At 67.0% G+C, this 14,958-nt stretch carries 5 protein-coding genes (1 of these 5 cut by a window edge); 4 read left to right on the plus strand and 1 reads right to left on the minus strand.

What is annotated here, in order from left to right; genetic code table 11:
- Together ON40_RS30785 and ON40_RS30790 are read left to right on the plus strand one after the other, a co-directional pair.
- Window positions 1-11,789 carry the 3' end of an ADP-ribosyltransferase gene (locus ON40_RS30785; protein ID WP_040828364.1) on the plus strand. Its footprint begins 19,348 nt before the window's first position, so the window shows 11,789 of its 31,137 coding nt (coding positions 19,349-31,137); its start codon lies off the left edge, out of view; the stop codon is at window positions 11,787-11,789.
- 64 nt (window positions 11,790-11,853) lie between these two features.
- A complete protein-coding gene (locus tag ON40_RS30790; protein ID WP_040828365.1) occupies window positions 11,854-12,384 on the plus strand; it encodes an SUKH-4 family immunity protein in 531 nt (176 codons plus the stop codon).
- Window positions 12,385-12,399: 15 nt separating this feature from the next.
- On the opposite strand, the gene ON40_RS30795 is transcribed toward ON40_RS30790, so the two are convergent.
- Window positions 12,400-13,287 (minus strand): MBL fold metallo-hydrolase, encoded by an 888-nt coding sequence (locus ON40_RS30795; RefSeq protein ID WP_245568070.1) that lies wholly within the window; start codon window positions 13,285-13,287, stop codon window positions 12,400-12,402.
- Between the two features lie 116 nt (window positions 13,288-13,403).
- On the opposite strand from ON40_RS30795, the gene ON40_RS48440 reads away from it, so the two are divergent.
- Together ON40_RS48440 and uppS are read left to right on the plus strand one after the other, a co-directional pair.
- Window positions 13,404-13,883 carry a MerR family transcriptional regulator gene (locus tag ON40_RS48440; protein ID WP_051193753.1) on the plus strand — a complete coding sequence of 160 codons (480 nt, stop codon included), beginning with the start codon at window positions 13,404-13,406 and terminating at the stop codon, window positions 13,881-13,883.
- Between the two features lie 295 nt (window positions 13,884-14,178).
- Window positions 14,179-14,955: a polyprenyl diphosphate synthase gene (gene uppS / locus ON40_RS30805; RefSeq protein WP_040828366.1), complete on the plus strand. Its 777-nt coding sequence runs from the start codon at window positions 14,179-14,181 to the stop codon at window positions 14,953-14,955.
- The last annotated feature ends 3 nt before the right edge of the window (window positions 14,956-14,958 follow it).

Genomic DNA, 14,958 nt, shown 5'->3' on the forward strand with positions numbered 1-14,958 from the left:
ACCGCGACGCAGGCGTGGGCACCTCGGACGTCATCATCACCCGGCCCACACAGCGCATCGATGGCACCACCGTGGATGGTGACGGAACCACCTCGCGCACACCACAACTCACCACACGAACGGCTACCTCGCTCGATCAGCTGAGTCCGCGACACCGATCCGCGGTCGTGGGCCACACTCGCAAACCCGATGTGGTGGACGACTTCCTGGCCGATCCCGACCGGTTCGTCCGGGACTGGGATGCGGCGACCAGTGCTCCGGAAGGCATGGCGATCCTGTGGCCGGGCCAGCAACCGCCCGCGTTCGACGACCTCCGTCCACAGCTCGAGCGCATGGAGCAGGTCCCGGAGGAGGAAATCGACTCGGCCGCGCTGGGCATGATGGACGTCCTGCGCAACCTGCTCGCCGCCGACGATCCGCGCCGCGAGTGGCAGACCGTGGTGGAGGACTTCCATCGCTACCACGAAGTGAACGACCACTTCGGCGCGAACCTGAACGCGCCGTTCAGCATCGATGCACTCCGTGACCAGATCCGGCGGTTGGACGAGGCCACATCCGCACAGCTGCCGATCACCACTGCCCTGCATCTGGTGAGCGAGGACAGCACGCTCGCCCGTCAGCTCACGACAGTCGGCGCAGGTTCGGAGATCCTGCACCACACCTTCACCGCCGCCGCGCAGACCTCATCGACGCGTCCCCGGGTCGAGCTGACCGTGCCGCCCGGTGTCCGGGGCCTGCTGTCCGGTGATCCCGCGCACCCGCAACTGCTGCTCCCCCGCGACACCGTATTCCGCTTCACCGGCATCACCGAGGACGGACGCGTCACGGCCGAGGTCGTCCCCTCCGCACCGAACCGCGGAGGCGTCCGGTACATACCGACCGGCGAACCCCGACGTTCATCGTGGGATTCGACCGAGCCGCAACCGGATTCACTCCCCGACCAGGGTCGGCTCGTCGGCGGCGTGCGCTACTTCGCCGACGACGCCGCCCGCGAGAGTTTCGCGCACAACGTCCTGCGCACCTGGGACGACCTGCCCGGCGAGGTGCGACACACCCTCCGCCGATACGAAGAGGGCGCCCTGATCAATATCGCTCTGCGCCGGGGCACGGCCTCCGGGATCGACCGGTGGGTCGCCCATCTGGTCGACAGCGCCGAGCTGTGGAAGTCCCGCGAGAACGAGCTGCAACGCGCCGGGGTGTCCCCCTGGTCGTCCGATGCGGAGCAGCTGGCGGTACCGAGCACACTCCTGGATGCCCGGCCCGGGGCGCGGTGGGAGCAGATCCGATCCGATGCCCGCATGTACGAGCTGATCCGCGATCATTTCGGCCCCCGGAACACTTCCGAACCACTAACGCCCGGCCCGCTGCACGAGCACATGCGGGTGCTCGACGAGGCGACCGGCACACCGCTGCGGCTCGACGGCGCGGTTCAGGTCACCCGCAGCCTCAGCACGATCGATTTCCTGAACGCCGCGGACGGGCGGCCGCTCGGCGATCGGAACCCCGATCTCCTGGTCGGCGCGATCCAGCAGGAACCCGGCTACCTGTCCACGTCGTTCTCCTCCCGCGTCCGGCACATGCCGGACACGATGAAATACCATGTGTCACTGACCGTTCCGCCCGGTGCTCGCGGCGTCTACATCGGCAGCGACGCCCGCGATCGCCACAAGCTCGAACTCATCCTGCCGCGCGACACCCGCTACCGGATCACCCAGGTCGAGCGTCCCGCCCGCGGGCTACCCGTATTGCACGCCGAGCTGCTGCTGCCATCGGACCCGAGCCACTCGTCCGGGCTCGGGCCGAACCCGGGACCGTTCACGGACACCCCGGACCGCAATCCGCCCGGGGATCCGAAAGGTAAGGGCCGCAGCGACACTCGCGATGTCACCGATACCGCGCCCGCCGGCGGCGAGCGCGCGGACGAGTCCGGCCCGCAGACCCGCCCGGCGGAATCCGGCACCGACTCAACGGATTCGGCCCCTGCACCCGAGCGTTCGACCGACACACAGGAACAGCCCCGCAGACCGGCGCCGCCGCCGTTGCTGCTCGCACGACCGAGCGTGCCGCCCACCACGGACCCGTCGACTCCGATCGCCACGCGCGCCCGCCGAGAGTTCTCGACCATCCTGAACGCACCGCGCACGCTGGAGACCCTGTACTCGGTGCTGCATCAGCGGCTGCCGGACCTCTCGTTCGACGAGCTGCAGACGTTGCGGGCACAGTCCTACGAGCAGCAGGGGCTGGCCGTTCCGGCGGTGTCGCGGGAGAATTTCGACACCTTCCTGCGGGAGGTGTGGGACCACCGCGAATGGATCCGGACCTCGCGCAACGTCTACGCGATGTACTCCCGGCCCGGCGGCGGCGCTCGGGCCGAAGATCCGCAGCTGTATCGAGACCAGCTGGTGGACATCCTGCGACACCGCGCCCCCGGCGCGCAGGTGGCCACCGACGACGCCGAACGACCGTTCTCACCGGCCATGGCGCGTTTCTGGGCGATCGACGATCCTTCCTTCCTGCATTTCCACCGGGTGGACCGCCCCGATGGGATGCGCAGCGAGGACGTCGGTTTCAAGATGTTCGTGAACACCTCCGGCAACGCACGACCGCACGTCTTCGGCGAATTCGTGCACAACGTCCTGGACCGGCCGCACGACTTCCCGGGCGTGTATTCGGCGAAGGTCGGCACCGCATTCGGGCAGCGCGCGGACGGGATCGTGATCTATGCGCGCGATCGGGACGCGGTCGATCGAATCACCGGCTGGTTCCGGGAATTCCAGAACGACCACATCGAGATGTTCCAGTGGGACGTGCCGCGCGGAGCCGAGCAGGTGCTGGCGGGAGTCGGCTTCGGCGCGGAACCACCGGTGGACAGCTTCGGCGAGGTGCGGGCCGAACTGGTGCACGACGCGCTGGGAACGCACGGCGCGGGCACCTTCGAGGAATTCCACGCAGAGGTGCGGAACCTGTTCCGCGCCAACGGCATCGATCCCGACCAGCCACACCTGCACCTGCCCGGTCACTCCGGCCCGGTCCTGCGCGCCGACACCACCGACGAAGCGAGCACCACCGACGACGGACAATCGGAGACCACCGACGACGCCTCCCGACCCGACCACCCGGCCGCATCGCCCACGGACCATCCGGCCGCTTCCACGGGCGCCCCAACGCGTCAGGCGCACACCGGAATCCGGGATCTGACCCCGGAGGAGAATCACGCGCTGCGCGGATACGCCGACATCCATCGCCTCCTACAGGACAAGCTCTCGTTCGCGGGTATGGATGACGACGACGTCTTCCACCTCATCGAACAGATACGCCCGCACCTGCTCGACGACCTCGCGAGCGCGGCCGAAGCACTCGGCACGACCGCCCCGAAGGCCGTGGACTGGCAGCGCCAAGCCGACAACTTCGGCATGAGCCTGCAGGACGTCGCACGCGAGGAAACCCGCACGACCGATGATTTCGGCAACGACTTCGGGGACGATTTCGCCGGATTCAACGCCGCTGACGACTTCGCCGGATACCGCAGTGCGGACTTCCAGGCGGGCCCCTCCGACGACCTGTCGACGCACGAGGTCGACGCCCCACCGACGGAGGAAGCCGCGGCGCGCACGCCGACTCCCGAGTTCCGCGATCTGACCCCCGCACAAACCGATGCGCTGCGCGAATTCGGCAGGATCGACGATGCGATCGGTTCCGCCGAACCGTGGGAGGCCCTGGAACTGGCCCGGCAATTGCGGCCGGAATTGCAGAACGCCTTCCACAGCGCGGCGACAGCGCTTCGAGTACCTCCCGAACTGGCCGTGGAGCTGCGACTCGAGGCCGACAAGCTCCAGGACGCCGAACCCGGTGTCGGCGTAGCGGACATCAGACGCCGGATCGTGGTGAAATGGCAACCGCAACAGGACGACACCGGGCCGCCCGCACCGATCTGGGAACCGTCCCCGCACGATGGAAATCATCTGCTGGACGTACTCGCCCACTTCTCCGGTCACGCGGCATCCACGCAGCTGCGCACCTCGCTCGCCGAGCGCATGGAAGCGCATCTCGCGGACTATATCGACCTGCTCCCCACATTCACCCCCGATGGGCTGAAGGAACTGAAGGTCGAAAAGCTCCGCCGCGCCCGCTGGGATATCGAACGCAACGCGGCGAGCTGGCGTCGCATCCGCATGCAGTCCGACCTCGTCGTGAGAGGCGAACTCGGCCTCGACGATCCGCTGCCCAGGACCGACGAGGACCTCGCGGCGGAAACCCGGCGCCGCGAGCAATTCGAGGAATCCGCAGAGCAATTCGACGAATCCGTTCGCCGACGCGCGCAGGACCGGCTGCGGTACCTACTCGACGCGGTGCGGGCGGCGAACCTGCCCACCGACCATCTGATGAGTGCCGACCTGCTGCCCATCGTCGCCCGGGAACTCGAACTCAATGTTGTCGTGCTGCATCCGGACGCACCCCGCGACGTCTACCGGCACAGCCCATCGGAAGCGCCGTTCGCCCTGCTGTACGCCTCCGCCGAGCACCCGGAACAACTGCAGGTGGCCCGGACCGCCGACGGCGCCCCGCTCCGACTCCACCCGGACCACCTGCACACCCCGGCCGCATACGAACCACCTCCGGGAAGCGAGTGGCGACCGGAAACACCGACCGCAACCGAGGACACCGGACGCCTCGACGAAAACGGCACTCGGACATTCGATTCCGACGACGCAGGCTTGCACTACGGCGAGACCGTGCTGGACCAATGGCACCGGCTCACCCCGGAACAGCAGCACGCGGCGTGGGCTTACCACGCTTCGGCGATCCACAACACGCTGTTGCGCGAGGGCAGCAACCGGGCGCAGGAAGTTCTCGACCAAGGGCGTACCGCCAGCGAGCACATCGCGCTGCTGACCGAACTGACCGGGCAGCAAGAGCCCTCGCTCGCCGAGCTCACAGAGCATCGGCAAGCCGGGGAAGCTCATGCGTACGAGGTGATTCCGGATCCGTACCGCGCGAACACGGCCTGGCGGCTGATCGACGCGATCGCGAGCCGGAACGACCCGGAGTCGACGCTCGCGCAGCTGATCGCGGACGATCAGTTCTACCGCGTGACGCTGCAACCGTTCTTCCAACGCTACTTCGGCACGTCACCGAGTCTGGACGTGCTCGAGCACGGAATCCGCACGCTCGATCAGGCGACCCGGCCACTGCCGAACACCGAGCCGATCCGGGTCGTGCGCGGGCTGACCAGCATCGGGTTCATGCGGGATCGCAACGGAAATCCCGTGAGCTCCTTCGCAGACCCGGCCAACCTCGTGGGCACGGTGCAACAGGAGCCCGGCTACCTGTCCACCTCGGTCGGTAGCGACCTGGCCACCATGCCGGACGGCCGCCGATTCGAATACCGCGTGAATCTCACCGTCCCGCCCGGGGCCGAGGGTCTGTGGATCGGACCGCGCAGCGGCGTCCCCCGCGACAACGAACTTCTGCTCGCCCGCGACACCCGCTACCGCATCACCGCTGCGACCCGAGACGAAGCGAACGACGTACTCGTCCTCGACGCGGAGATTCTGCTCCCCGAACGCTCCGAATTCGTCACGGAGCCACAGCTCTCCGCACAGCGCTCCCCCCGCAACCCCGGATCGCAACGCCTCCCCGGCCCAGCGCCGATGATCGCCGAGACCCTCGCCGCGCTCCGCACGAAGGAACCGGCACGATGGACACCGGACGGCGACCCGCTCGACCCGATGACCGTAATCACCGACCCCCACACTCCGCACCTGCCCCCGAGCGCCCTACACCCATCCTCCCTCACCCACGCGGTTTCGCCGGGCGATACTCCGGCTCGCCCCCACACCTCCACGCCCATCACGGACGTCGAGCCAACGCCTACAGACACAGTGCGCTCCGAGTTCGAGGAGCTGAGCGAAGATCAGCGGCTGGCGGTCCTTGCGCACGCTCGCAAACCCGATGCGGTGGACCGTTTCCTGTTCGACCCCGTGGGTTTCGCCAAGGTCGTGGACCGGTTGGATGCGGCCCGGAAGTTCGTGGACCTATTGCGCCACGAGTTCGCGGACCTGCCAATCCACGAGTTCGCGGAAGTGCTGCACCACGAGTTCGCGGAGTTACTGCCCGACGAGTTCGCGGACCTGCCGCGGTCCATCGGCGACCCGCCGGAATTCGATTACCTCCGGCCGATGCTCGCCTGGCTCGAAAGCATCGCCCCCGAGGCCCGAACCTCCGCTCAGCGGGAACTGTCGGCTCTCCTGTCGAATCTCTTCGACCGCGACAACGACGGCGAGGGCGACGACTACCATGCCCGGTGGCGGTGGGAAGACATCCTCCAGGACTACGACAACCATCGCGAACTGGACGGCCACTTCCTCGCCCATTTGAATACGCCGTTCAGCATCACTGCGCTCGAACGGCAGACCGAGGCACTCCACCATGTCAGCAGCACGCTGCGGCCGATCACCACGACACTGCACCTGACCACCGATCACCTGAAAATCCCCAGCGAGTTCTCGGCACCCGGTCACGAGATCCGGCAAACCCGCTTCACCGTGGCAACCACAGCAGACACCGCAGCACCGGGGACAACACAACCGGGGATCGGACTGACCGTGCGTCCCGGGGCACGGGTGATGCTGTTCGGCAGCCCCGACCAGCCGCAAGTACTGCTGCCACCCGATACCGTGTTCCACATCACCGGCCCAGGCACAGCAGAGGTCGACCCCGCGCTGAATCGGGATGGCCCGCTGTTCCGGGGCCGCGTCCACGGAAACACCCGCGAATTCGACGACGACATCGCCCGCCACAATTTCGGTCTGCACGTCATGCGCGACTGGGACGCGCTACCCGGCGAGGTGAAACACGAACTACACAGGTACCAGCGAACACCGGTCATCAACGAGGCCCTGCGGCAACACTCGATGTCGCGGCTCGACGACTGGGTCGAGCAACTCGCCAAGAGTCATAGAACCTACGACCTGGTGCAGCAGGCGGAAATCCCCGGTAAGTATCTCAACGACGGCGGTCTGAATACGGACGCATGGAGAACCGCGCGAGCAGTGCTACGCGACAAAGACAACCGAACCGAATCCGAAGACGATCAACTGGAGGCATTGAATGAGATAGTGTCCGCCCCCGATCCCGGGGCACGCTGGGCGCAAATCCGTGCAGACGAGGGCGACCGCGACGAGTTGGCCAGGTACTACGGCTTCAAGGCGGAGCAGCCCGATACAGACATGCTCTGGGCCATAGTCGAAAAGATCGATCAGGGAACCAACCGCACACTGCCCCTGGACGGAAAAACGATCCACGCCATCCGCGGCATCAAGGACCGCTACTTGTCCCTGATGACGGCCACCGACGGCCAACCCCTGGGCGACCGAGATCCCGAGTTCCTGGTCGGTGCCATCCATCAGGAACCCACCTTCATGTCCCTGTCGCTGTCCGCCGACGTCACCGTGTTCCGCAAGAGGCGCTACCACCTGGACGTAGCTCTACCACCCGGCACGCAAGCCCGCTACATCGGCGACGACAGCCCCTACCCCGACCTGCGAGAAATCCTTCTGGCCCGCAATACCCGCATACGGGTCGACAGCATCAGCAAACTCGAGAACGGCACCACCGTCCTGCACGTCGTGGTGCTGCCACCCGGACCCAACCACCCATCATCCGACGACCAACCCACCGAACCCCCCGCCCCACCGGGCACGGACTTCACCGCACCGCGACCCACACAACAGCCGACCACCACACCGCAGAGTGGCACCGGGGACTCCGAATACCCCGACACTCCGCGACCCGCGAACCTCCAGCCATCGGATTCGACGCATGCCGACGACGGCACTGGCCACACCACACCGATTACCGCTGTCCCCGGCGGCGGCAGGAGTTCGGCTCTCCTGCGGGATCAGGGAATCCTGCCCGAATCAACGGCGCCGACCGTGGCGCACGTCGACCTGAGCGCAATGCTGAGCGGCGACCACCCGATCGATTTCGCCCGAGTGCTCACCCTCCTGAGCCACGCGAACACCTCGCGCGACTCCCGCCCGCTCGAAACCGCATTCTCCGCCGCGCACGGCCACCCACTGAAAGATGTTGTCCGCGAAGCAGTTCAGCAGGGACGACTGTCGGCGACACAGGAACGTCGAATCGCCCGCCTGATGGGCTGGCAACCGAAACAGGACCTGCCCGCCGGGCTGACACCGCCGCGCACGGCCGCGCGTCCGGGTCAGTCGCCCGCGGAGTTGCCCGCGGTGCGCGAGTACGTGAAATCGCTTCTGTCGATTCGTGATACCGACGGCGCACTGGCCTTCATCGAGCATCTGAACCGCAACCCGCGCAAACTGTGGGCGGTCCAGGACGCCTACCGGAACGAGACCCAGGGCCGCGATCTGGCCACGGATCTGCGCAGCGGCCTGCCGGAGGACAAGGAGTATCTCGACCACGTCTTCGCCGAATCCGCGGAGCAGCGGTCGCCGTGGGGCCCGGACGACGAGCGGATACCGGTGGAGTGGGACACCGCCCGGGAATGGTTCGAGCACATCGACACCATGACCTTCGAACACTGGTCCGGCGACCACCCGATGCCGCACGGCTACCTCGACACCGGATGCGTTCAGTTGGCGCATCACGTTGCGCTGGAATTGATTTCGCTCGGCACTCGGCCGCGTAAGATTCTCGTCAACGGCGAGGATCTGCAGATGATCCAGACTCTGCCGGACGGTACGGCCAAGCTGCTGAACTGGCGTCACCACGTCGCCAACCTGGTCTACACCCGCAACCGGGACGGTCACGCCGAGTGGATGGTCTGGGATCCCGCGGTCGCCCGCGAACCGGTGAGCAAGAACGAGTGGCTCGCGAAGATCCACCTCGATCCCGCCCGGGCCACGCATGTCGAAGGACCGGCCGAGGACATCATCGACAAGTTCGCCGAACAGCGCGCCGCGGACGACGCCGCCGACGTCTCGTGGATGCGTTGGATGCAACAGGGTTACCTGCGCGGCCAGACGGTGGTCGTCACGGACGCGCACGCGATGGCCCTGGCCCCCGGACGCCTGCTCCCGCCGCTGTCCGAGAGCGACGTGCACCGCCCCGAGTCGTTGCGCGAACTCGACCGGAGCCTCGCGGACGCCGATACCGACAAGCGTCTGCTGCAAAGTCTGAACATCATGGCGCGCCGGAACCTCGGCGGACAGATTCGCGACGCCGTCCAGGACTACCTGCACACACGTCGGGCCGAAGGCCTACCAGCGGTCGAGAGCGACATCGTCGACATCATCGGTTCCCATGTGGCGGGCAACCCGGCCCGAGTCGGGCTGATCGACGACAACCCCGCACTCGCGAGATTCCTGAATTCACACCTGCGCACCGAATTCCACGACTTCATCGTGGGAAATCGGGACACGGACGCCGATCACGAATACGCCATCCAGCTCGCCACGGCCTTGCAGGGCGGCACCGATCCGATCGACTTCCCCGCGATGCTGGACACGCTGCGTCACGCGACGGCGCACCGCGATCCCGCCTTCCTGGAGGGCGTCTACCGGATCGCCCACACGACCCCGCTGGCCGCCGCGGTGCAGCAGGCCCACGAGACGGGCAGGTTGTCCGACGCGCGGGCATCCCGGGTGCGGCAGCTGATGGGCTGGGAACCCGCGACGATTCCCGCAGCCGCGCCCCTGCCGTCCGAGCACCGGGAGAACGCCCCGGCGGTGCGCGCATACACCGATGCGATACGCGACCGGATCGATTCCGGACAGCCTCTCGCCGCACTGACGATGGTGGTCCAGCTGGACCGCGACCTACCCGCACTGTGGCCCGTCCAGTCCGCGTACCGGACCGCCACCGGCGGGCGAGAACTGTTCGACGACCTGCGCACCGCCCTGCCGGACGAACACGACTACATCGACCACGCCTTCGCCCGCCTCCCGGCCGCGTTCTCGACGCCGGACGCGGAACCCACCCCGGTCCTGGAAGATACGGCTACGGACTGGATCCGGGCTCTGGGCAAGCTCCCGTTCACCACCGAGGTCGGATCCGCCGAACGCGCCCACCTGACGGCGTCGGCCCTGATCCGCAAAGGCACCTTCCCCCGCACCCTCGTCATCACCGCCGAGGGTATGCGGGCACCCACCACGGTGCCGGATGCCTTGCGGCGCAACGTATCCATCCAGCAGTCCGTACCCATCAGCCGGTACACCGCCAACCTCGTGCACACCGTCGAGGGCGACATAGCCGCCTGGCAGGTCTTCGACCCCGCGCTGAGCAGATCGCCGATGCTGATCCAGGAGGTCCTGACCCACCTACAGGCACCTCGCGACGCCCTGATCCGCGAATTCACCGTCCCGGAAACCCTCGCGGACCTCGAACGGCACAGCACCGACAACCCGCTACCCACACCCATGGTCGTACCGGCATCGACCGCCACCCCGGGGGCCCCGGCAACGGACTCACACACACCCGAACCACAGGCTTCCGCGACGACCTCAGCCGATCAACAAGTCCCACAACCTGATTCACCATCCGCCGTCGGCAGCAGCTCGCCCGCCCACAGCCTGTCCGAGGAGGAGGAATCAGTCCTCCAACAGGCCCGGGACCGGCGTGCGCTGCTCCAGGCGGCGACGGCCGCGGGACCGGTCACGCCGGTGGCCGCGAATCCTCGTAGCGCCACACCGACTTTCGATCACCTCCGGTACGAACACGCCGATGGCGAGGACCTCGTGGCGCCGGTCGCGGTCGCACGGATCGTCATGCATACCCAGCTCGGTCAGGGCGTCACCCACGATCAAGCTCTCCAGTTCTGGCAAAGAGCGCAGCTGGCAACGGATCTGGAGTTCGGCAGGGGTGAGATTCTGGAGCCGCTGCAACTGCTGCACGTCGACCTCGTGCCCACCCAGAGCACAGCGGATATCGCCTCGGCGCACCTGAACATCACCATCGGCCACGACCACGGCCAATGGCATCCCGACATGTCCGTGGAAACCTTCACCGAGAACCTGCGCGAGCACCTCGGCCTGCCGCGCCCCTCGGATCCCGACGGGCTGAGCGCGGACGATCTCCGGCACTTCACCAACGCGATGGCCCGAGCGCTCACCGCATCACACCTCACCGGCCTCGGCGGCACCCGCCACTACGGACTCAACTACCTGCAACCGCTGGAGGACCCCAGCTTCCAGCACGAGGTCGAGGACGCCCTGCGCGACGGCGACAGATTCCTGATCGGCGCGGACCCGCGCGACAACGACTACGGCACACTCATCAACGCCGGCGGCACCAGCGAACCGGGCCGCAACAACAACTGTCTCGATACGTCGCTGGCCGGTCTGGCGAGTTTCATGGGCGACCCGCAGGTCGCACTGGCGCGGTGGCTCGACAATCGCTGGGGTGAGGCGGGCGGTATGCAGCGTGCCCAGAACTTCCTCGGCACCCCGATCCAGAGCTTCTATTCCGCCGGTCGAATGGACAGACAGTTCGCGGCTCTGCACGACTACATGAAGCAGCAGGGCCCCGGCTCGGCGGCGCTGGTCCACAACGTCTGGCAGAAGGAGGACCCGATCACGAAGCAACCGCTGTTCCATGCGAACGGGTTCCCGGTCCTCAGCGACATCAGCCATGCGACGGTGATCGTCTACCCGACGATCGTGGCGCCGAACCGCACACCGGGACCGGTGTGGTGGGACCCCCAGAGCGGCGCCACCTCCGACCGCCCGCCCGCCTGGCTGGTGAACAGATCGGCACATATGGAATACCTACTGGTACCCCGGCAGACGACCACACCGGCCGGCCCCACCAGCTGACACCCGTACCCCGCATGATGACGAGGGAGTGGAAATACCTGCTCGCCCCGACAAGGAGCCGCACATGCCCGACCTCAGTACCCGGGAACGCACCCGCGAGTACCTGGCCGAGATATTCCCCGCCGACGATCGGGAATGGCGGATCTACCAGTTCCCACTCGGCTGGATCTGCCAGCCGGAGCTGACCCCGGAGCAGATCGAGGCGGGCCGGGGCCTCGGCCAGACGAACCTGGTGATCGACGCGCACACGGCGGTGGTGCTCGAGTACCCGAGCTGGTCCATCGATATGGTCGCGGACGACTACACGGCCACCGAACAGAGCGGCCGCCGCCCCAACGGCAGGCAGATCCACCCGCCCCTGTGGCGTCTGACCATCCGCCGAACCCAGGAAACCCCCGACACGATCGGCTACCACGTCCAGGCGCTGTCCCTGGCGACCCCGCCGACCGAGAACGCGGAGTACGACCTCACCATCGACAAACACACGTTCCAGCGCAATGGCAACGGCCCACTGGCAGGCAGCGTGATCGCCTGGGCGGAAGCCCGGAGCAGAGAACACGGCAACTGGCCCGCCCAGGGCACCTGGGACCTCTGACCCCACCGCCGGCCCTCACGGCAGCGCCTGCGCGGGATCGATCCGGCCGGTGGTGAACCGGCTGCTCGCGTCGTGATCGTGCGTCGGGACGATGGTCACCGTGTGCCGCGCCAGGTGTAGCCGGTGCAGCGTCCGGAAGGTGGCATCGCGGTCCACGTCGGCGAAAAGCCCTGGGTATCCGGCCTTCTGGCGAATGTCTTCGATTTGCAGGTGATGCCACGCGGCATCGCCCGCGAGCAGCACCCAGCCGGTCGAGGTGTGACACAGGATCCCGATACTGCCCGGAGTGTGACCGGCCAGATCGACGAGCACCACACTGCCGTCGCCGAACAGGTCGCGGCTGCGGGTGAAGGTGAGCACCGGTGGTCCGTCGAGGTCGAACTGCTCGACCGGACGGTCACGCAACGAATCGCGCACGCCGCCGACCGGAGCGACCACCCCGTCGGCGATCCACCGATGTTCGTCGCTGTGCAGGTGGACCGGCAGACCGGGAAAGTCGAGCAGACCGCAGACATGATCCCAGTGCGCATGTGTGGGCAGCGCGAAATCCGGTGCGGGAAGCTGAGTTTCGCCCTTCAAGGCGGTGACCGTCGCAATGGTGTCGGCGGGCGGGCGGACCGCGACCCGCAGGATCGCGGGCAATTCGGCGATGGCCCGGCGCTCGGCATCGAGGCAGAAACTCGGATCCACCAGGAAGGTGGCCTCGGGATGCCGCACGACGAACGAGGTGAGCGCATTGCGAATCCGCCTCGGATTGAACCGGCCCTCCACGACCATGGGCGTCGGCACCGCTCGCGGCACCTGTTCCAGGGTCGTGATCTCGACCGTGCGCCGCGCGTTCGGCAACCCCGCATCGGCGATCGACCGCAGAAAGGACTCGTCAGGCTTGCGCGGACGCACCATTCCACGCACCAGACTCGTTGCAGCGGAACAGCATTCGAATACATTCGGACTACGAACTGGTTCGGACATGACGGAACGCTAATACTTGATGTCGACATGAAGTCAAGGAGGCGAACGTGAGCACCGAATCGACCCTGCGCATCGGCGACGCCGCCGCGATCCTCGGCATCGAGGCCCACGTCCTGCGCCACTGGGAATCCGTCGGCCTGCTGCACCCACCCCGCACCCCCTCGGGCCACCGCACCTACAACCAGCAAACCCTCGACATCGCCCGCCTGATCCGCATCCTCCAGCGCACCGGCCTGTCCCTCGAACAGATCCGCGACCTCGGCGCGAACAGCAGCGCCACCCGCATCACCCTCATCGAGACCAGACGCGCCGAAATCCGAGCCCGGATGGCCCTCCTCGAAGCCACCGACAGCTTCCTCGCCCACCTCACCACCTGCAGCCATCCGCTGATCGCCGACTGCCCCGAATGTTCGAAGTTCAGCAGGCTCACCCCACCGCCACACCTCGATACACCGATCGGCAACACCCGCACACCGACCACCACACACGCCCCCGCACCGCGAAGTGAATCAGCCGGGATCCCCTGAGAGTGCGACTGCGCGCACCACGCTGTTATTGCGGGAAGCGTTGCTGTGGAAGCCGATTGGCCGTATGCACAGCGGATCGCCGACCTCGCGATCTCGCACCGTACGCAACACCTCTCGATGACATCGACCGGGAATTCCGACACTGAGAGGGCGCTGAGAATTACAGTTCCCGCTGTCGATCGCCATCCCGGTCAGGCAGGATGCGTAGGTTCGCCGTGGCCGCCGATGGCCAGGATCACCACTCGTTCGCGGTAGCCCGACGTTCCGATTCGGGCCCAGGAGTTAGGACCGACTTTTGCGGATCGCCAATCCGGTGTACGAGGTGTACACCCGCAGGCTCAGACATCAGCTCGCCGGAGCGGAACTGCCGCGGCACGTCGGCCTGATCATGGACGGCAACCGCCGCTGGGCCCGCAAGAAGGGCCTGGCCGACACCCGGCTGGGGCACCGCTACGGCGCCGAGCACGCGGAGAACGTGCTCGCCTGGTGTGAGAGCCTCGGCATCCGGCACGTCACGGTGTTCCTGTGTTCCACCGAGAATCTGCAGAACCGCCGCAACGACGAGATCGACTTCCTCATGCAGGTCGTCGAGGATCTGGTCACCGATCGCCTGGGCCGCCCGGATTCCGGCTGGCAACTGCACGTCGCCGGTTCGATGGACGTCCTGCCCGACACCACCGCCCGCGCCCTGAAGAACGCCATGGAAGCCACCCGGGACTGCACCACCGAGGCCCACGTCACCCTCGCCATCGGCTACGGCGGCCGCCAGGAGATCATCGACGCCTTCCGCGACCTGCTCTACGAAAACGCAAGCCAGGGAAGATCTCTCGCCGACATAGCCAACACCCTCACCGCCGAGGACCTGGCCGCCCACCTCTACACCGCCAACCAACCCGACCCCGACCTGGTGATCCGAACCAGCGGCGAACAACGCCTCTCCAACTTCCTGCTCTGGCAATCCGCCTACGCCGAACTCTATTTCTGCGAGGCCTACTGGCCCGCCTTCCGCGAACTCGACTTCCTCCGAGCCCTCCGCAACTACGCCAGCCGCCACCGCCGCTACGGAAAATAAGCC

The sequence above is a fragment of the Nocardia jiangxiensis NBRC 101359 genome (assembly GCF_000308615.1).
Lineage (GTDB): Bacteria > Actinomycetota > Actinomycetes > Mycobacteriales > Mycobacteriaceae > Nocardia > Nocardia jiangxiensis.

Excerpts from the sequence above, each read along its gene's own strand:
- ON40_RS30790 (WP_040828365.1), top strand. The coding sequence starts at position 11,854 with ATGCCCGACCTCAGTACCCGGGAACGCACCCGCGAGTACCTGGCCGAG.
- ON40_RS30795 (WP_245568070.1), bottom strand. The coding sequence starts at position 13,287 with ATGGTGCGTCCGCGCAAGCCTGACGAGTCCTTTCTGCGGTCGATCGCC.